This window comes from Streptomyces sp. NPDC096311 (assembly GCF_044763085.1).
In the GTDB taxonomy this organism is placed as follows: domain Bacteria; phylum Actinomycetota; class Actinomycetes; order Streptomycetales; family Streptomycetaceae; genus Streptomyces.
The window spans coordinates 178,654-196,753 of the sequence record NZ_JBIWFN010000008.1; the positions used below are offsets into that span (position 1 = coordinate 178,654).

Below are 18,100 nucleotides of genomic sequence, written 5' to 3' on the forward strand. Positions count from 1 at the left end.
CGGTCTGCTCTCTTTCCTGCGTCGGTTGAGATCCTCGGGCCCGCCGGAAGGGGCGGGCCACCAGCTGTTTTCCGGGCGGCGGGTCTTAGCCGACCGCGCCTTCCATCTGCAGCTCGATCAGCCGGTTGAGTTCAAGCGCGTACTCCATGGGCAGCTCCTTGGCGATCGGCTCGACGAAGCCGCGCACGATCATCGCCATCGCCTCGAACTCCGTCAGACCGCGGCTCATCAGGTAGAAGAGCTGGTCCTCGGAGACCTTGGAGACCGTCGCCTCGTGACCCATGGACACGTCGTCCTCACGGACGTCGACGTACGGGTAGGTGTCGGAGCGGGAGATGGTGTCGACGAGCAGCGCGTCGCACAGCACGTTCGACTTCGAACCGTGGGCGCCCTCGCCGATCTCGACCAGACCGCGGTAGGACGTACGACCGCCACCGCGCGCCACGGACTTCGACACGATGTTCGACGACGTGTTGGGCGCCATGTGGACCATCTTGGAGCCCGCGTCCTGGTGCTGGCCCTCGCCCGCGAAGGCGATGGAGAGGGTCTCACCCTTGGCGTGCTCGCCCATCAGGTAGACGGCCGGGTACTTCATGGTGACCTTGGAGCCGATGTTGCCGTCGATCCACTCCATGGTCGCGCCCTCGTACGCCACGGCGCGCTTGGTGACCAGGTTGTAGACGTTGTTCGACCAGTTCTGGATGGTCGTGTAGCGGCAGCGGGCGCCCTTCTTCACGATGATCTCGACCACCGCGGAGTGCAGGGAGTCCGACTTGTAGATCGGCGCCGTACAGCCCTCGACGTAGTGGACGTAGGCGTCCTCGTCGACGATGATCAGCGTCCGCTCGAACTGGCCCATGTTCTCCGTGTTGATACGGAAGTAGGCCTGGAGCGGGATCTCGACGTGCACGCCCTTCGGCACGTAGATGAAGGAGCCACCGGACCACACGGCGGTGTTCAGCGAGGCGAACTTGTTGTCGCCGACCGGGATGACGGTGCCGAAGTACTCCTTGAAGAGCTCCGGGTGCTCCTTGAGGGCGGTGTCGGTGTCGAGGAAGATGACGCCCTGCTCCTCCAGGTCCTCGCGGATCTGGTGGTAGACGACCTCGGACTCGTACTGGGCCGCGACACCGGCGACGAGGCGCTGCTTCTCCGCCTCCGGGATGCCGAGCTTGTCGTACGTGTTCTTGATGTCCTCGGGCAGGTCCTCCCAGGACTCCGCCTGCTTCTCCGTGGAGCGCACGAAGTACTTGATGTTGTCGAAGTCGATCCCGGACAGGTCCGAGCCCCAGTTGGGCATGGGCTTCTTCTCGAAGAGGCGCAGGCCCTTGAGGCGGAGCTTGGTCATCCACTCCGGCTCGTTCTTCTTCGCGGAGATGTCGCGGACGACGTCCTCGTTGATACCGCGCTTGGCAGAGGCACCGGCCACGTCGGAGTCGGCCCAGCCGTATTCGTACGTACCCAGACCCTCGAGCTCAGGGTGGGCAGTCTCCTCGATGGGGAGCGTCATGCGGGGTTCCTCCCGGCGGTACTTGCAGATGCGTTGTGGCTAGGAAAATCAGATTCGGAAATCTTGGAAATCTTGGGGATGAACGTGGTGCACACACCGTCGCCGTGGGCGATGGTGGCCAGCCGCTGCACATGGGTGCCGAGCAGCTGGGAGAAGATCTCGGTCTCCGCCTCGCACAGTTGCGGGAACTGCTCGGCGACATGAGCGACCGGGCAGTGGTGCTGGCAGAGCTGCTCGCCGACCGGTGCGCTACGCGCTGCAGCAGCGTACCCGTCCGCACTCAAGGCCTTGGCCAACGCTTCGGTGCGCTGCTCCGGCGCGGCGGCCTCGACGGCCCTGCGGTACGCCTCGGCCTGGGCGGCCATCCGGGCGCGGGCGAACGCGACGACCGCCTCGTCCCCGCCCTCGCGCGCCGCGATCCAGCGCATCGCGTCCGCGGCGAGCTTGTCGTAGGACTGGTCGAAGGCGTCCCGGCCGCAGTCGGTCAGGGCGAACACCTTGGCGGGACGGCCGCGTGTACGCGCTCCGTAGACCCGCTGTTCCCGTGCTTCCACGACGTCGTCGGCGACCAGTGCGTCGAGATGACGGCGCACGGCGGCCTGGGTCAGGCCCAGCCGTCCCGCGAGGTCGGTCACGGTCGACGGGCCGTGATCCAGGATGGACCGCGCGACACGGTTGCGCGTCGAGCGCTCACCGGTCGCGAGTTCCTCCTGAGGGGCCCCCGTGGGGGTCTCCCGAGCCTCGCCAACGTTTTTCACAACGCCATTGTTGCGTAATTCCCTGGAGCCTGACAAGCCGCACCCCCCGAGGCGGGCGGTGCGCTACATCACTTAGGTATACCTAAGGTGACCTGCGGAAACGATCTTTGATCGATCAATTCACTGGCTTCGGGACCCGCGCTCCGCGAGACTCGGGAACCATGTCGACACCCCCTCCGACCGGCCCACTCGTCACACGCGAGACCCTCGCCGCGCACCTTCTGGAGCTGGGCGTCCAGCCCGGAGAGACGCTTCTCGCGCACACCTCCCTGAGGTCCCTCGGCTGGGTCAACGGCGGCGCCGTCGCCGCCGTCCAGGGACTGCTCGACGCCCTCGGTCCCGACGGCACCCTGGTGGTCCCCACCCAGTCCGGGGACCTCTCCGACCCGGCGCTGTGGAGCAATCCGCCCGTACCCGAGGAGTGGTGGTCGCCCATTCGGGCGACGATGCCCGCGTACGACCCCCTCGTGACGCCCAGCCGCGGGGTCGGCGTGATCCCGGAGACCGTCCGCACCTGGCCCGGCGCCCTGCGCAGCGCCCATCCGCAGACCTCCTTCGCGGCCCTCGGCCCCCGCGCGGCGCAGATCGTCGAGGGACACGCCCCCGACTGCCGGCTCGGCGAACACAGCCCACTGGCCCGCCTGGAGACCCTCGGCGCCCGGGTGCTCCTGCTCGGCGCGGGCTACGACACGTGCACCAGCTTCCACCTCGCCGAATACCGCATACCGTCCCCGCTCGTCGAGGTGGGACGCCCGGTGCGCACCCCGCGGGGAGCGACCCGCTGGGAGGTCGTCACGGAGGTCTCTGTCGACTCCGACCGCTTCGACGAACTGGGCTCCGACTTCGAACGCGACCGCCCCGTCGTACGGGGCCGGGTGGGCGCGGCCGACGCACGCCTGTTCCCGGTGGCCGACGCGGTGGCGTACGCGGAGCGCTGGCTGGCACTGCACCGCCCCCGCGACGCATGGGTCGTACCCAGGACCGCCTCCTGAACCCCGCCCGACCGATCACCCGACCGGCTCCCTAGACTTGCGCCTCATGCGAAGCGAGCCCGTGGTCCAGGTCCAGGCCCTGGTGAAGCGGTACGGCGACAAGACCGCGGTGGACGGCCTCGACCTGGTGGCCGAGGCGGGCATCACCGCCGTACTGGGCCCCAACGGGGCGGGCAAGACGACCACGGTCGAGACCTGCGAGGGGTACCGGAAGCCGGATTCGGGCACGGTACGCGTCCTGGGCCTCGACCCGGTGAGACAGTCCGGGCAGCTCCACTCCCGCATCGGAGTGATGCTCCAGTCCGGCGGGGTCTACTCCGGTGCCCGCGCCGACGAGATGCTCCGCCATGTGGCGAAGCTCCACGCCCACCCCCTGGACGTGGACGCACTCATCGAACGGCTCGGCCTCGACAGCTGCGGCCGCACGACCTACCGGCGGCTCTCGGGCGGCCAGCAGCAGCGCCTGGCGCTCGCGATGGCCGTGGTCGGCCGCCCCGAGCTGGTCTTCCTCGACGAGCCGACCGCGGGCCTCGACCCGCAGGCCCGCCGCGCCACCTGGGACCTCGTCCGCGATCTGCGCGCCGACGGCGTCTCGGTCATCCTCACCACGCACTACATGGACGAGGCCGAGCAACTCTCCGACGACGTCGCGATCATCGACGCGGGCAGGGTCATCGCGCAGGGCTCCCCCGAAGAACTGTGCCGCGGCGGCGCCGAGAACACCCTGCGCTTCACCGGCCGTCCCGCGCTCGACGTCGGCTCCCTGCTCAAGGCCCTGCCGGCCGACTGCACGGCCGCCGAGCTGACACCCGGCTCGTACCGGGTGGGCGGCAAGATCGACCCGCAGCTGCTGGCCACCGTCACGTCCTGGTGCGCGCAGCACGGGGTGATGCCGGAGAAGATCTCCGTCGAGCGCCACACCCTGGAAGACGTGTTCTTGGAACTGACCGGCAAGGAGCTGCGTTCGTGACCACCGCCGGTACCTACACCCCGAAGCCGGGGGCGGCCCCGCTGCCCCGGATGATCGGCGCGCAGGCCGCGCTCGAGACGAAGATGCTGCTGCGCAACGGCGAGCAGCTCCTGCTCACGGTGATCATCCCGACACTCCTGCTGGTCCTGTTCAGCTCGGTCGACATCATCGACACCGGCAAGGGCAAGTCGGTCGACTTCCTGGCCCCCGGCATCCTGGCACTCGCCGTGATGTCGACCGCGTTCACCGGGCAGGCCATCGCCACCGGCTTCGAGCGGCGCTATGGGGTCCTGAAGCGGCTCGCCGCCTCCCCGCTGCCCCGCTGGGGCCTGATGACCGCGAAGACGGCGTCCGTGCTGGTCACGGAGGTCCTCCAGGTCGTCCTGCTGACGGCGATCGCCTTCTCCCTGGGCTGGTCGCCGCACGGCAACCCGCTGTCCGTCCTGCTCCTGCTGATCCTCGGCACGGCCGCCTTCTCGGGCCTGGGCCTGCTGATGGCCGGCACGCTCAAGGCGGAGGCGACGCTCGCCGCCGCGAACCTGGTCTTCCTGCTGCTCCTCGTGGGCGGCGGTGTGATCGTCCCGATGGACAAGTTCCCGGCGGGCGCCCAGGACGTGCTCGGCCTGCTGCCCGTCTCGGCGCTCTCGGACGGGCTGCGGGACGTGCTCCAGCACGGGGCGGGCCTGCCGTGGGGCGACCTCGGGATCCTCGCCGTGTGGGCGGTCGTGGGCCTGGGAGCGGCGGGCAAGTTCTTCCGCTGGGAGTGACTCCGGGCGTGAGTGGCTCCGGGTGTTCTGGGTGTACGGGCCTCCGAGACGGACCGAGGTGGCGATTTGCGTAGGTGCGGGGGCCTCGTGAAGGCGTGCACAAGCGGCCGCCTACGATGGGGCGCGTGCCAAACGTGACCCGAGCCGACGCCGTAGCCTTCGCGCGCAACCCGCTCGCCCTCATCGCCGAACGCTGGACCCCGACCTCCCGGACGATTCGACGAGCGGCCCTCGCCGCGCTCGTCATGTCGGTCGTCATCGTGGTCACCGGCGGCGCCGTACGGCTGACCGGTTCGGGCCTCGGCTGCCCGACCTGGCCCAAGTGCACCGACGACTCGCTCACCACGACGAGCGCGATGGGCTTCCACGGAGTCATCGAGTTCACCAACCGCATGCTGACCTACGTGCTGTGCGCGGCGGTCGGCTGGGCGATCATCGCCGCGCGCTCCGAGAAGCCCTGGCGGCGCGACCTCACCCGGCTCGGCTGGGCGCAGTTCTGGATCGTCATGAGCAACGCGATCCTCGGCGGCATCGTCGTCCTGGTCGGCCTCAACCCCTACACGGTCGCCGCGCACTTCCTGCTCTCCACGGCGCTCATCACGGTGGCCACGGTGATGTGGCAGCGCACGCGCGAGGGCTCCGCCGAGCCGCGCCCGCTGGTCGGCAAGGCGGTGCAGCAGCTCGTGTGGTGCCTGGTCGCTGTCACCGTCCTGCTGATCGCGGTGGGCACGGTGGTCACCGGCGCGGGTCCGCACGCGGGCGACTCCAGCGAGGTCGAACGCATGGCCGTCAACTGGGAGACCGTCACCAAGCTGCACGCCGTGCTGGCCTGGATCGTGGTCACGTTGACTTTCGCCCTGTGGTTCGTCCTCAAGGCCGTCGACGCCCCCAAGGGCCCGCTCGACCGCACCCGCGACCTGTTCCTGATCCTGCTCGGCCAGGGTGTCATCGGCTACGTCCAGTACTTCACGGACCTCCCCGAGGCCTTGGTCGGCCTCCACATGTTCGGCGCCTGCCTGGTGTGGATCGGCGCCCTGCGGGTCCTGCTGTCGCTGCGCGAACGCCCGGAGGCCGCGGCGGAACTGCCGGGTCCGGCCGCGGAATCGGCGCTCACGCGCGCGTAGCCTCAATCCACGCCGTACACCCGCCGCGCGTTCCCCGCCGCGATCAGCCCGGCCACCCGCTGCGCGTCCACCAGCGACCAGGCGCCCTCGGCGACCCAGGCGCCCAGTACCCGGGCCAGCGCCTCACGGAACAAGCGTGCGCCGACGACGTGCAGTTCGGGCAGACCGTGCGCCCCGCTGGAGAACAGGAGCTTGCCGAAGGGGGCAAGCTCCAGGATCTCGGAGAGGACGGCCGCCGCCCGGGCTCCCGTACGCACCAGCGCGGCACCCAGATCGGCGTAGACGTGCGGGAAGACCCCGGCGAGGTGCGCCGCGTGACGGTGGTACGGGTAGCCGTGCAGGAGGACGAGATCCGTGCCCAGCCCGGCCGTGGCACGGGCGAAGTCGGTGAGCAGGACGGGGTCGGTGCGGTCGATGCGCAGACCGGGTTCACCCAGGCCGGCGTGGAGCTGGAGAGGCAGCCCCGAGGCGACCGCGATCCACAGTAGGTGGCGCAGCAGAACCGGGTCGCTCAGCGCCCCGCCCACCCGGCGGCCCGCGAGCCAGCGGCCCGCCGCGCCCCGCACCTCTCCCGGTCCTGGCGGCTCGGGCGCGAGCGCCAGACCGTGGCGTCCCCCCGCGACCGACGTGAAGGCGACCGCGTTCGCGGCGGCCCCGTGGACGGACTCGGCAAGATTGGCGAGGAAGGACTCGACGGTGCCCGAGGTGTCCGCGACCTGTTCCGCCAGCAACTCCAGGCGGACGATCTCATGGGCCTGGGCCGCGCCGGTCGAGGCCATCTCGCCCGGTCCCGTCAGGTCCCCGGGCAGCCCCGTGTCGACGAGGTACGTCGTGATACCGCTGCCGCGCAGAAGTCTGCGCCCCGACTCCAGGACGCCGAGCTCGCGGCGCCGGGCCAGATAGCGGGCGGGCGGACAGTGCGGTTCCAGGCCGAGCAGGGGCGGGCACCAGCGGCGTACCGCGAAGCCGGTCTGGGTGTCGAAGAAGGTGGTGCCGGGGGCCGGGGGGCCCTCGGTTCTGGCGAGGTGGGCCTCGAAGGTGCCGAGGCCCAGCTCCGTCCTCAGTACGCCGTGGCAGTACTGGTCCACCAGGGATGGCGTTTCGATCATCCGGACTCCCCGCGACTGGACCGTTGCGTTCTTCAGGTCCTAACGGGTGAGGCGGGCGTCAGGTGTTGGGGAAGCGCAAGGCGTACCAACAGCTGACGGATGACAGCCGACAGATGACAACTGACGGCCGACGGAAATCAGATGACCGATATCAGATGACCGATATCAACCGTCAGGTGACAGATAACGGATATGGTCAGCCGTTACTCGGCGCCCCAAGCTGGATCCCCGCCATCCTCTTCCACTCGTACGGCCCCGTCTTGACCTTCGCCGCGAACTCACCGTCGAACGTCTCGTGAACAGTGATCCCGGCCTTCTTCACGGCCTCTTCGGCAATCGTGAAGGTGGGCGCCACCACGTCCCCCCAGGCACCGTCCGCGCCGACGAGGACGATCCGGGCGCCGCGCTGTCCGATGTACTCGACGTGTCCCTCGGTCCCGCCGTGCTCCTTGGCGAAGGCGTTGATCCACTGGGCGAGCTTGGCCGCCTTGCGCTCGGCCTTGACGTCCTGGGCGGCGCCGGTGGTCTCGTCAACGTGCTGCGTGTCTGCCATGGCCAGGATGCTACCGACGGGTAGATCAAACGGCGACGGGCGGGGTACGTGGCTTAGCCCACGTACCCCGCCCGTGAAGACTCGCCGGACGGGCCCTAGCGCAGGAAGGGGTCCACCGCGACCGCCACGAACAGGAGCGAGACATAGGTGATGGACCAGTGGAACAGCCGCATCTCCTTGAGCTTCCCGCCGGTCACCTCGGCCTTGGCGCGGTTCTGCAGACCGTGCGCCTCCCACAGCCAGAACCCGCCCGCGCCGAGCGCGACCAGCGTGTAGAACCAGCCCGTGTAGCCGAGCGGGGTGAGCAGCAGCGAGACCGCGACCATCACCCAGCTGTAGATGACGATCTGGCGGGCGACCACCTTGTTGGAGGCGACGACCGGGAGCATCGGCACGCCCACGCGCGCGTAGTCCTCCTTCACCTTCATGGACAGCGGCCAGTAGTGCGGCGGCGTCCAGAAGAACATGACGAGGAAGAGGATGACCGGCGCCCACGACATGGAGTCGGTGACGGACGACCAGCCGATGAGCACCGGGAGGCAGCCGGCGATGCCGCCCCAGACGATGTTCTGGGAGGTGCGCCGCTTGAGGATCATCGTGTAAACGACGACGTAGAAAAGGAGCGCTCCGAGTGACAGCCAGGCGGACAGCCAGTTGACGGTCAGCCCGAACAGCAGGGTCGAGACGACCGCCAGCGTGATCCCGAAGGCCAGGCACTCGCGTGGGCTGACCATGCCGGTGACCAGCGGGCGCTGCGAGGTGCGCTCCATCAGGGCGTCGATGTCGCGGTCGATGTACATGTTCAGCGCGTTGGCGCCGCCCGCCGACAGAAAACCGCCGAGGCAGGTGAGCAGGACCAGCTTCAGGTCGGGTACACCCTGCTGGGCCAGGAACATCACCGGAACGGTGGTGATCAGCAACAGTTCGATGATTCGTGGCTTGGTCAGCGCCACAAACGCCTTCACACGGGCCCCGAACGGCCGGTGGCTCGGGCTGCTGCTCGTCCCGAGCACCCCCGCTGGACGGGATTCGACGGCCGTCACGCACACCCCTGACAGAGACATCCCAGCAAGCCCCCGGGTGTGAACTCCCCGTAAAGGCTCGCGCGTACCACGCCACTGTAGACGTTGCCTATACCTCGGCCTTCGCGGGGGTGGGGTCGTGTTGGGAGCGGCCGCACCAGGGCGGGAAGAGGGCGTGCACGACGGGCGCGACGGAGCTCGATTGAGCACTCTTACGAGCGGCTCCGTATTCACTTGCCGAACACGGAACGGACCAGTCGGGAGGCGGATCCCGGAGAGTCCCGGCAGTCTGGAATGACTCGAAAAAACGCACGTACCTACGGGGGTAGGCTCGACAACGGCCGGTGGGCGCCCAGTGCACCGGCATTCGACATGCGTGACATGTGGAGAGGAGCCCTGACCCAGGGTGAGCACCAAGCCGACCACCACAGACCTCGAGTGGACCGAGTTGGACCAGCGGGCCGTCGACACCGCCCGCGTCCTGGCCGCCGATGCCGTACAGAAGGTCGGAAACGGCCATCCCGGTACGGCCATGAGTCTGGCGCCTGCCGCGTACACCCTCTTTCAGAAGGTGATGCGGCACGACCCGGCGGATCCCGACTGGACCGGACGTGACCGCTTCGTGCTGTCCGCGGGCCACTCGTCACTGACCCTCTACACGCAGCTCTACCTGGCCGGGTTCGGCCTGGAGCTGGACGATCTGGAGTCCTTCCGGACGTGGGGCTCCCGCACCCCGGGCCACCCGGAGTACGGACACACCCCGGGCGTGGAGACCACGACCGGCCCGCTCGGGCAGGGTGTCGCCAACGCGGTGGGCATGGCGATGGCCGCCCGCTACGAGCGCGGTCTGTTCGACCCGGACACGGCGCAGGGCGAGTCACCCTTCGACCACTTCATCTACGCGATCGCCGGCGACGGCTGCCTCCAGGAGGGCATCTCGCACGAGGCGTCCTCCCTGGCCGGTCACCAGAAGCTCGGCAACCTCGTGCTGCTGTGGGACGACAACCACATCTCGATCGAGGGCGACACCGAGACCGCGGTCTCCGAGGACACCGTCAAGCGGTACGAGGCGTACGGCTGGCACGTGCAGCGCGTCGCGCCGAAGCCGGACGGCGACATCGACCCGCACGCCATCTACAACGCGATCGAGGCCGCGAAGAAGGTGACGGACAAGCCGTCGTTCATCGCGATGCGCTCGATCATCGCCTGGCCCGCTCCGCACGCACAGAACACCGAGGCCGCGCACGGCTCGGCGCTCGGCGAGGACGAGGTCGCGGCCACCAAGCGCGTCCTCGGCTTCGACCCGGAGAAGTCCTTCGACGTCGCGGACGAGGTCCTCGCGCACACCCGCCAGGCTCTCGACCGCGGCCGTGAGGCGAAGGCCGAGTGGGAGAAGGGCTTCCAGGAGTGGCGCACCGCTCAGCCCGAGCGTGCCGCCGAATTCGACCGGATCGCCGCGTGCGAGCTGCCGGCCGGCTGGGAGGAGAAGCTCCCGGCGTTCGAGGCGGGCAAGGGTGTCGCCACCCGTGCCGCGTCCGGCAAGGTGCTGCAGGCTCTCGGTGCGGTCATCCCCGAGCTGTGGGGCGGCTCCGCCGACCTCGCGGGCTCGAACAACACGACGATCGACCCGAACTCCTCGTTCCTGCCGGCCGACAACCCGCTGCCGGGCGCGAACCCGTACGGCCGCACGATCCACTTCGGCATCCGCGAGCACTCCATGGCCGCGGAGATGAACGGCATCACGCTGCACGGCAACACCCGTGTCTACGGTGGCACCTTCCTGGTGTTCTCCGACTACATGCGCAACGCCGTGCGTCTGTCCGCGCTGATGCACCTGCCGGTGACGTACGTGTGGACGCACGACTCCATCGGTCTCGGTGAGGACGGCCCGACCCACCAGCCGGTCGAACACCTGGCCTCGCTGCGCGCCATCCCCGGCCTCAACGTCGTCCGTCCCGCGGACGCCAACGAGACCGCGATCGCCTGGCGCGAGATTCTCAAGCGCTACACGAAGGTCTTCGGCAAGGGCGCCCCGCACGGCCTCGCGCTGACCCGTCAGGGCGTGCCGACGTACGAGGCCGACGAGAACACGGTCAAGGGCGGTTACGTCCGGTTCGAGGCCGAAGGGCCCGACGGGCAGAGCGCGGAGCCGGAGGTCATCCTCATGGCCACCGGTTCCGAGGTGCACGTGGCGGTGGAGGCGCGCGAGCAGCTCCAGGCCGCGGGCGTCCCGACGCGGGTCGTGTCCATGCCGTGTGTGGAGTGGTTCGAGGAGCAGGACCAGGGGTACCGGGACAGCGTCCTGCCGCCGTCGGTGAAGGCGCGCGTCTCGATCGAGGCCGGTATCGGTCTGACCTGGCACCGGTTCGTCGGGGACGCGGGACGCATTGTTTCGCTGGAGCACTTCGGTGCTTCGGCCGACGGCAAGGTCCTCTTCCGTGAATTCGGCTTCACTGCCGAGAACGTCGCCGACGCCGCCCGGGAATCGATCGCCGCAGCCCAGCGCTGACGCTCATATACGACACGTAGGAGATGCAATTTCCATGACAGACGCACTCAAGCGCCTCTCCGAGGAAGGCGTCGCGATCTGGCTGGACGACCTGTCGCGCAAGCGGATCACGTCCGGCAATCTCGCCGAACTGATCGACCAGCAGCACGTCGTGGGCGTCACCACCAACCCGTCGATCTTCCAGAAGGCGATCAGCAGCGGTGACGGCTACGAGCAGCAGCTCGCCGATCTCGCCGCCCGCAAGGTCACCGTCGACGAGGCCATCCGCATGATCACGACGGCGGACGTCCGTGACGCCGCCGACATCCTGCGCCCGGTCTTCGACGCGACGCAGGGCCAGGACGGCCGGGTCTCCATCGAGGTCGACCCGCGCCTCGCCCACAACACCGGCGCGACCATCGCCGAGGCCAAGCAGCTGGCCTGGCTGGTGGACCGCCCGAACACGCTCATCAAGATCCCGGCGACCAAGGCGGGCCTGCCCGCGATCACCGAGGTCATCGGCAGGGGCATCAGCGTCAACGTCACGCTGATCTTCTCGCTGGAGCGCTACCGCGAGGTCATGGACGCCTACCTGGCGGGTCTGGAGAAGGCGAAGGCCGCGGGCCTGGACCTCTCCAAGATCCACTCGGTGGCGTCCTTCTTCGTGTCCCGCGTGGACACCGAGATCGACAAGCGGCTCGACGCCCTGGGCACCTCCGAGGCCAAGGCCGCCCGCGGCAAGGCGGCTCTCGCCAACGCCCGGCTCGCCTACGAGGCGTACGAGGAGGTCTTCTCCTCCGACCGCTGGGCCGCCCTCGACAAGGCGCAGGCCAACAAGCAGCGCCCCCTGTGGGCGTCGACCGGCGTCAAGGACCCGGCGTACAAGGACACCCTGTACGTCGACGATCTGGTGGCGCCGAACACGGTGAACACCATGCCGGAGGCCACTCTGCAGGCCACCGAGGACCACGGCGACATCACCGGTAACACCATCGCCGGTACGTACGAGCAGTCGCGCGCCGAGCTCGACGCGGTCGAGAAGCTCGGGATCTCGTACGACGACGTGGTCCAGCTCCTGGAGGACGAGGGCGTCGAGAAGTTCGCGGCGTCCTGGAACGACCTGCTCAAGTCCACAGAGGCGGAGCTCAAGCGCCTCGCCCCTTCGGAGGGCTGAAATCTTGTCAAGCAGCAACCCGCTGCGTGACCCCGCAGACCGACGGCTCCCGCGTATCGCGGGGCCGTCGGGCCTGGTCATCTTCGGCGTCACGGGCGATTTGTCACGTAAAAAGCTGATGCCCGCCGTGTACGACCTCGCCAACCGCGGGCTGCTGCCGCCGGGCTTCTCGCTCGTCGGCTTCGCCCGCCGCGAGTGGAGGAACGAGGACTTCGCCCAGGAGGTCCACGACGCCGTCAAGGAACACGCCCGTACGGAGTTCCGCGAGGAGGTCTGGCAGCAGCTCATCCAGGGGATGCGCTTCGTCCAGGGCACCTTCGACGACGACGACGCGTTCGAGCGGCTGCGCGCCACGATCGACGAGCTGGACAAGGCACAGGGTACGGGCGGCAACTTCGCCTTCTACCTCTCCGTGCCGCCGTCTGCCTTCCCGGTGGTCATCCAGCAGTTGAAGAAGCATCACCTGGCCGACCAGTCGAACGGCTCCTGGCGGCGCGCGGTCATCGAGAAGCCCTTCGGCCACGACCTGAAGTCGGCCGAGGAACTCAACGCGATCGTGCACGAGGTCTTCGCCTCGGACCAGGTCTTCCGCATCGACCACTACCTCGGCAAGGAGACCGTCCAGAACATCCTGGCGCTCCGCTTCGCCAACACCATGTTCGAGCCGATCTGGAACCGGTCCTTCGTCGACCACGTGCAGATCACCATGGCCGAGGACATCGGTATCGGCGGCCGGGCCGGCTACTACGACGGCATCGGCGCCGCCCGGGACGTGATCCAGAACCACCTCCTGCAGCTGATGGCCCTGACCGCCATGGAGGAGCCCGCCTCCTTCGACGCGGACGCCCTCGCTGCCGAGAAGACCAAGGTTCTCGGCGCGGTCCGGATCCCCCGGGATCTGGGCCGCGACACCGTCCGCGGGCAGTACGCGGCCGGCTGGCAGGGCGGCGAGAAGGCCGTCGGCTACCTCCAGGAAGACGGCATCGACCCCAAGTCGAAGACCGACACCTACGCCGCGATCAAGGTCGAGGTGGACAACCGTCGCTGGGCGGGCGTCCCCTTCTACCTGCGCACGGGCAAGCGGCTCGGCCGCCGCGTCACCGAGATCGCGGTGGTCTTCCAGCGCGCCCCGCACTCCCCCTTCGACCACACGGCGACGGAGGAACTGGGCCAGAACGCGATCGTCATCCGCGTCCAGCCCGACGAGGGCATCACGGTCCGCTTCGGCTCCAAGGTGCCCGGCACCTCGATGGAGATCCGGGACGTGTCCATGGACTTCGCCTACGGTGAGTCCTTCACGGAGTCGAGCCCGGAGGCGTACGAGCGCCTGATCCTGGACGTCCTGCTGGGCGACTCGAACCTCTTCCCGCGCACGGAGGAGGTCGAGCTGTCCTGGAAGATCCTCGACCCGATCGAGCAGTACTGGGACAAGCACGGCAAGCCCGCGCAGTACCCCTCGGGCACGTGGGGCCCCGTCGAGGCCGACGAAATGCTCGAGCGAGACGGACGGAGCTGGCGTCGCCCATGAAGATAGACCTCACGGACACCACGGCCAGCAAGATCAACAAGGCGCTGGTGCGGGGCCGCCGCGCCATCGGCACCCCCGCCGTCGGCATGGTGCTCACCCTCGTCATCGTCACCGACGAGGAGAACGCCTACGACGCTCTGAAGGCCGCCAACGAGGCGTCCCGCGAGCACCCCTCCCGCACCCTCGTGGTCATCAAGCGCGTCTCCCGCTCGCCCCGCGACCGCACGAAGTCGCGCCTCGACGCCGAGGTACGGGTCGGCGCGGACGCGGGCACCGGCGAGACGGTCGTGCTGCGGCTGTACGGCGAGGTCGCCGACCACGCCGACTCGGTCGTCCTGCCGCTGCTGCTGCCGGACGCGCCGGTCGTCGTCTGGTGGCCGGTGAGCGCGCCGCTCGACCCGGCCAACGACCCCCTCGGAAAGCTGGCCCAGCGCCGCGTCACCGACACCTACGCCGCCGAGGCGCCCGTACGCGAGCTCAACGCGCGTGCCGACGCCTACACCCCCGGGGACACCGACCTCTCCTGGACCCGCATCACGCCCTGGCGCTCGATGCTGGCCGCCGCCCTCGACCAGGTCATCTGTGACGTGAACGCGGTCGAGGTGGAGGGCGAGGAGTTCAACCCGAGCGTGGAGCTGCTCGCCATGTGGCTCGCGGACCGACTGGACGTCCCTGTCAAGCGGTCCAAGTCCTCCGGCCCCGGCCTCACCGCCGTCCGCATGGAGACGAGCTGCGGCCCGATCGCCCTGGACCGCGCCGACGGCACCCTGGCGACCCTCTCCATCAACGGCCAGCCCGACCGTGCGGTGGCCCTCAAGCGCCGCGACACCTCGGAACTGATCGCGGAGGAGCTGCGCCGGCTCGACCCTGACGACACCTACGCGTCGGCGCTGCGGTACGGGGTGGACCGGCTGAACGGGGCGGCGGCCGAGGCAGTCGCCGTCGAGGAGGAACCGGCCACGGCGAAGGCGGCCGTCAAGACCGTCGCCGCCAAGGCACCCGCGAAGAAGGCCCCCGCGAAAGCCGCCGCGAAGGCCCCTGCGAAGAAGGCGGCCTCCGAGTGAGCACTCCGCAGCTCGTCGTGCACCGCGACAAGGAGCTGATGGCCCAGGCCGCCGCGGCCCGGCTGATCACCAAGGTCGTGGACGCGCAGGCCTCGCGCGGCTACGCCTCGGTGGTCCTCACCGGCGGGCGCAACGGCAACGGGCTCCTCGCGGCGCTCGCGACCGCGCCCGCCCGGGACGCCATCGACTGGGGCCGCATCGACCTGTGGTGGGGTGACGAGCGGTTCCTGCCCGAGGGCGATCCGGACCGCAACGACACCCAGGCCCGTGCGGCACTGCTGGACTCGGTGCCGGTGGACCCCGCGCGCGTGCATCCGATGCCCGCGTCCGACGGTCCGTACGGTACCGACGTGGACGCGGCGGCGGAGGCCTACGCGGCCGAGCTCGCGAAGGCCGCGGGCCCCGAGAACCACGCTTCCGTGCCCTCGTTCGACGTCCTGATGCTGGGCGTCGGCCCGGACACCCACGTGGCCTCGCTCTTCCCGGAGCTGCCCGCGGTCCGTGAGACGGAGCGGACGGTGGTGGGTGTGCACGGCGCCCCCAAGCCCCCGCCGACCCGGGTCACGCTCACCCTGCCCGCGATCCGTTCCGCCCGTGAGGTCTGGTTGCTGGCGGCCGGCGAGGACAAGGCGCAGGCGGCGGCGATCGCCCTCTCGGGCGCGGGCGAGGTGCAGGCCCCGGCGGCCGGCGCCCACGGGCGCTCCCGCACCCTGTGGCTCCTGGACTCGGCGGCGGCCTCCCAGCTGCCGCGCTCGCTGTACCCGCCGGCTTCGGCCTGAGCCCAGGGGTTGGGCCCCCGCCAGGAGACCGCGCGGTCTTTTGGCGGGGGCCCGAGGGCGCGGCCCCTCACTTCACCGACCCGGCCATCACCCCTTGCACGAAGTGCCGCTGGAACGCGAAGAACACCAGCACCGGAACGATCAGCGACAAAAACGCCCCCGGCGCCAGCACATCGATGTTGCTGCCGAACTGTCGTATCTGGGACTGGAGTTCGACCGTCAATGGCTGCGAGGAACTGTCGGCGAACAGCAGGGCGACCAGCATGTCGTTCCACACCCACAGGAACTGGAAGATGGCCAGGCTCGCGAGGGCCGGGCGTCCGACCGGCAGCACCAGCCGGGTGAAGATGCGCCACTCGCTGCCTCCGTCCATCCGGGCGGCCTCCAGCATCTCCTTCGGCATCTCCGCGAAGTAGTTGCGCAGCAGGAAGATGGCGAACGGCAGCCCGTAGGAGACGTGGAAGAGCACCACACCGGGAATCGTGCCGAACAGTCCGAGCGCGCCGAAGAGTTTGGCGACGGGCAGCAGCCCGATCTGGACCGGCACCACCAACAACGCCACCACGACCAGGAAGATCGTGTCCCGGAAGGGAAACTCCAGCCAGGCGAAGGCGTATCCGGCGAGCGCCGCGATCACCACGACGAGAACGGTGGCCGGCACGGAGATCAGCACGGTGTTCCAGAACGCCCGCGTCATCCCCGCATTGCCCAGGAGGGCTGAGTAGTTGTCGAAGGAGAGCTGACCGGGGCTGGTCAGCACCGTCCACCAGCCTCCTTCGGCGGTGTCGTGCGCCGAGCGCATCGAGGAGAGGAAGAGCCCGGCGAGCGGGGTGACCCAGACCAGGCCGACGATCACCAGGAACGCCTGCACCAGGCCGTTGCCCAGCCCCCGCCTGAGCGCGTTCATCGTTGACTCCTTCGGAAGCGGCGGACGTTGAAGACCATGGCGGGGACGACCAGGAGCAGGAGGAGCACACCGAGTGCGCTGCCCAGTCCCTGGTTGTTGCCGCCGCCGAAGGACACCAGCCACATCTGGGTGGCGAGCACGGTGGCGTCCTCCTGCACGGGGCCGGGCGCGATGATGTAGACGAGGTCGAAGACCTTCATCACGTTGATCACGAGCGTGACGAAGACCACGGTGAGCACGGGTGCCAGCAGCGGGACGGTGATCCGGCGGAAGATCTGCCACTCGTTGGCGCCGTCCATCCGGGCCGCCTCCAGCGCGTCGCGCGGCAGGGCGGCGAGTCCGGCGCCGATCAGCACCATGGCGAAGCCGGTCCAGATCCACAGGTACGCGCCGATGATGGCGGGGGTGACCAGCGCCGGACCGAGCCAGGACACACCCTCGTACGGCGGGCTGAAGTTCGACGCGGGCAGCCGCACGGTGTACGAGCCGGGGTCCAACCCAAGGAAGTGGAAGGAGCCGTCGGCCGCGGTGGTCGTGCTCGCGACCGTCTTCCCGTCGCGCGCCGCCTCGACCTTCATCTCGGGCAGTCCGCTCTCCCCGCGGTCGACCTGGCCCTGTTTTCCTCCCCCGCCGGGTGTGAAGTCCAGGTAGACGACACCGCGCAGCTCGTCCCGGGCCGCCTTCTGCCCTGCGGCCGTGTAGGCGGGCTTCGCGTCCTTCGGCAGATCCTTGGGCAGGACGCCGACGAGGCCGAGGCCGACCGAGTCGCCGGGCGAGGCGGAGGCGGTCGTACGGTACGAACCGTCGGCGCCCTTGGCGAGGCCTCGGCCGTCGCGGGCGCGGGCGGTCGGATAGGACGAGGTTCCCTCGAACGCGTCGTGGACGCCGACCACGGCGGCGTTCAGGACCCCCTTGTCGGGGTCCTCGTCGTACGCGAGCCGGAAGATGATGCCGGCGGCCAGGAAGGAGACCGCCATGGGCATGAACAGCAGCAGCTTGAACGCGGTGGCCCAGCGGATCTTCTCGACCAGGACGGCGAGCACCAGGCCGAGCCCGGTGAGCAGCGTCGGCGCGACGACGACCCAGATGGCGCTGTTGCGTACGGCCTTGAGCGTGGCCGGGTCGCGGAACATCTCGGTGTAGTTGTCGCCGCCCACGAACCGGCTGCCGGAGGCGTCGAAGAAGCTGCGCCCCACGGAGAAGACCACGGGATAGACGACGAGCGCGCCGAGCAGGAGCAGGGCGGGGAGGACGAAGACGAGGGCGATGATCCGGCCGCGGCGCCTGGCGCGCCGTCTGTGGTCGGCCATGCCGACGGCCGGAGGTCTCGCCTCTTTCACGAGGGTGGCGGTCAT

At 69.4% G+C, this 18,100-nt stretch carries 16 protein-coding genes; 9 read left to right on the forward strand and 7 right to left on the reverse strand.

Going from position 1 to position 18,100, the window contains the following annotated elements; all coding sequences use genetic code 11:
* Positions 1-85: 85 nt before the first annotated feature.
* Both sufB and ACIRA5_RS21825 read right to left on the reverse strand, forming a co-directional pair.
* On the reverse strand, positions 86-1,510 hold the full coding sequence (sufB, locus tag ACIRA5_RS21820; RefSeq protein ID WP_101405820.1) for a Fe-S cluster assembly protein SufB: 1,425 nt from the start codon (positions 1,508-1,510) through the stop codon (positions 86-88).
* Positions 1,507-2,268: a helix-turn-helix transcriptional regulator gene (locus tag ACIRA5_RS21825; RefSeq protein ID WP_403693036.1), complete on the reverse strand. Its 762-nt coding sequence runs from the start codon at positions 2,266-2,268 to the stop codon at positions 1,507-1,509. Before ACIRA5_RS21825 ends, sufB begins: the two co-directional genes overlap by 4 nt.
* 161 nt (positions 2,269-2,429) lie before the next feature.
* On the opposite strand from ACIRA5_RS21825, the gene ACIRA5_RS21830 reads away from it, so the two are divergent.
* The 4 genes from ACIRA5_RS21830 to ACIRA5_RS21845 all read left to right on the forward strand — a co-directional run bounded on the left by ACIRA5_RS21830 (position 2,430) and on the right by ACIRA5_RS21845 (position 6,121).
* A complete protein-coding gene (locus ACIRA5_RS21830; protein WP_403693038.1) occupies positions 2,430-3,260 on the forward strand; it encodes an aminoglycoside N(3)-acetyltransferase in 831 nt (276 codons plus the stop codon).
* A 46-nt stretch (positions 3,261-3,306) separates the two neighbouring features.
* Positions 3,307-4,230, forward strand: coding sequence for an ABC transporter ATP-binding protein (locus tag ACIRA5_RS21835; RefSeq protein ID WP_403693040.1), 924 nt, complete (start codon positions 3,307-3,309; stop codon positions 4,228-4,230).
* A gap of 50 nt (positions 4,231-4,280) precedes the next feature.
* The gene (locus ACIRA5_RS21840) at positions 4,281-4,997 is read left to right on the forward strand and encodes an ABC transporter permease (protein ID WP_063818556.1); all 717 of its coding nucleotides are present in this window, start codon (positions 4,281-4,283) and stop codon (positions 4,995-4,997) included.
* 116 nt (positions 4,998-5,113) lie between these two features.
* Positions 5,114-6,121, forward strand: coding sequence for a heme A synthase (locus ACIRA5_RS21845; protein WP_403693041.1), 1,008 nt, complete (start codon positions 5,114-5,116; stop codon positions 6,119-6,121).
* Positions 6,122-6,123: 2 nt separating this feature from the next.
* On the opposite strand, the gene ACIRA5_RS21850 is transcribed toward ACIRA5_RS21845, so the two are convergent.
* The 3 genes from ACIRA5_RS21850 to ACIRA5_RS21860 all read right to left on the reverse strand — a co-directional run bounded on the left by ACIRA5_RS21850 (position 6,124) and on the right by ACIRA5_RS21860 (position 8,832).
* Positions 6,124-7,230, reverse strand: a complete 1,107-nt coding sequence (locus ACIRA5_RS21850; protein ID WP_403693043.1) for an amidohydrolase family protein — start codon at positions 7,228-7,230, stop codon at positions 6,124-6,126.
* A 196-nt stretch (positions 7,231-7,426) separates the two neighbouring features.
* Positions 7,427-7,783, reverse strand: a complete 357-nt coding sequence (locus tag ACIRA5_RS21855) for a hypothetical protein (protein ID WP_403693045.1) — start codon at positions 7,781-7,783, stop codon at positions 7,427-7,429.
* A gap of 95 nt (positions 7,784-7,878) precedes the next feature.
* Positions 7,879-8,832 (reverse strand): heme o synthase, encoded by a 954-nt coding sequence (locus tag ACIRA5_RS21860; protein WP_179436867.1) that lies wholly within the window; start codon positions 8,830-8,832, stop codon positions 7,879-7,881.
* 379 nt (positions 8,833-9,211) lie between these two features.
* Between ACIRA5_RS21860 and tkt the strand changes: the two genes are divergently transcribed.
* Genes tkt through pgl form a run of 5 tightly spaced genes read left to right on the forward strand, consistent with a single transcriptional unit; the run spans position 9,212 to position 15,838 of the window.
* Positions 9,212-11,314, forward strand: a complete 2,103-nt coding sequence (tkt, locus tag ACIRA5_RS21865) for a transketolase (RefSeq protein WP_403693047.1) — start codon at positions 9,212-9,214, stop codon at positions 11,312-11,314.
* A gap of 34 nt (positions 11,315-11,348) precedes the next feature.
* Complete coding sequence (gene tal / locus ACIRA5_RS21870) at positions 11,349-12,467, forward strand: transaldolase (RefSeq protein ID WP_403693048.1); 1,119 nt, start codon at positions 11,349-11,351, stop codon at positions 12,465-12,467.
* Between the two features lies 1 nt (position 12,468).
* A complete protein-coding gene (zwf, locus tag ACIRA5_RS21875; RefSeq protein ID WP_403693337.1) occupies positions 12,469-13,995 on the forward strand; it encodes a glucose-6-phosphate dehydrogenase in 1,527 nt (508 codons plus the stop codon).
* Entirely contained in the window at positions 13,992-15,059 is a 1,068-nt protein-coding gene (gene opcA, locus ACIRA5_RS21880) for a glucose-6-phosphate dehydrogenase assembly protein OpcA (protein WP_403693049.1), read from the forward strand. The genes zwf and opcA overlap by 4 nt, the downstream gene beginning before the upstream one ends.
* Positions 15,056-15,838 (forward strand): 6-phosphogluconolactonase, encoded by a 783-nt coding sequence (pgl, locus tag ACIRA5_RS21885; protein ID WP_403693051.1) that lies wholly within the window; start codon positions 15,056-15,058, stop codon positions 15,836-15,838. The genes opcA and pgl overlap by 4 nt, the downstream gene beginning before the upstream one ends.
* Positions 15,839-15,905: 67 nt before the next feature.
* Here pgl and ACIRA5_RS21890 read toward each other — a convergent pair whose 3' ends face one another.
* Together ACIRA5_RS21890 and ACIRA5_RS21895 are read right to left on the reverse strand one after the other, a co-directional pair.
* Complete coding sequence (locus tag ACIRA5_RS21890) at positions 15,906-16,745, reverse strand: carbohydrate ABC transporter permease (protein ID WP_403693053.1); 840 nt, start codon at positions 16,743-16,745, stop codon at positions 15,906-15,908.
* Positions 16,742-18,100 carry an ABC transporter permease subunit gene (locus ACIRA5_RS21895; protein WP_403693055.1) on the reverse strand — a complete coding sequence of 453 codons (1,359 nt, stop codon included), beginning with the start codon at positions 18,098-18,100 and terminating at the stop codon, positions 16,742-16,744. The genes ACIRA5_RS21890 and ACIRA5_RS21895 overlap by 4 nt, the downstream gene beginning before the upstream one ends.

Coding starts and splice junctions, on each gene's coding strand:
- sufB (WP_101405820.1), bottom strand. CDS start 1,510: ATGACGCTCCCCATCGAGGAGACTGCCCACCCTGAGCTCGAGGGTCTG.
- ACIRA5_RS21830 (WP_403693038.1), top strand. CDS start 2,430: ATGTCGACACCCCCTCCGACCGGCCCACTCGTCACACGCGAGACCCTC.
- ACIRA5_RS21835 (WP_403693040.1), top strand. CDS start 3,307: ATGCGAAGCGAGCCCGTGGTCCAGGTCCAGGCCCTGGTGAAGCGGTAC.
- ACIRA5_RS21840 (WP_063818556.1), top strand. CDS start 4,281: ATGATCGGCGCGCAGGCCGCGCTCGAGACGAAGATGCTGCTGCGCAAC.
- ACIRA5_RS21845 (WP_403693041.1), top strand. CDS start 5,114: ATGGGGCGCGTGCCAAACGTGACCCGAGCCGACGCCGTAGCCTTCGCG.
- ACIRA5_RS21850 (WP_403693043.1), bottom strand. CDS start 7,230: ATGATCGAAACGCCATCCCTGGTGGACCAGTACTGCCACGGCGTACTG.
- ACIRA5_RS21855 (WP_403693045.1), bottom strand. CDS start 7,783: ATGGCAGACACGCAGCACGTTGACGAGACCACCGGCGCCGCCCAGGAC.
- tal (WP_403693048.1), top strand. CDS start 11,349: ATGACAGACGCACTCAAGCGCCTCTCCGAGGAAGGCGTCGCGATCTGG.
- opcA (WP_403693049.1), top strand. CDS start 13,992: ATGAAGATAGACCTCACGGACACCACGGCCAGCAAGATCAACAAGGCG.
- ACIRA5_RS21890 (WP_403693053.1), bottom strand. CDS start 16,745: ATGAACGCGCTCAGGCGGGGGCTGGGCAACGGCCTGGTGCAGGCGTTC.
- ACIRA5_RS21895 (WP_403693055.1), bottom strand. CDS start 18,100: ATGACCGCCACCCTCGTGAAAGAGGCGAGACCTCCGGCCGTCGGCATG.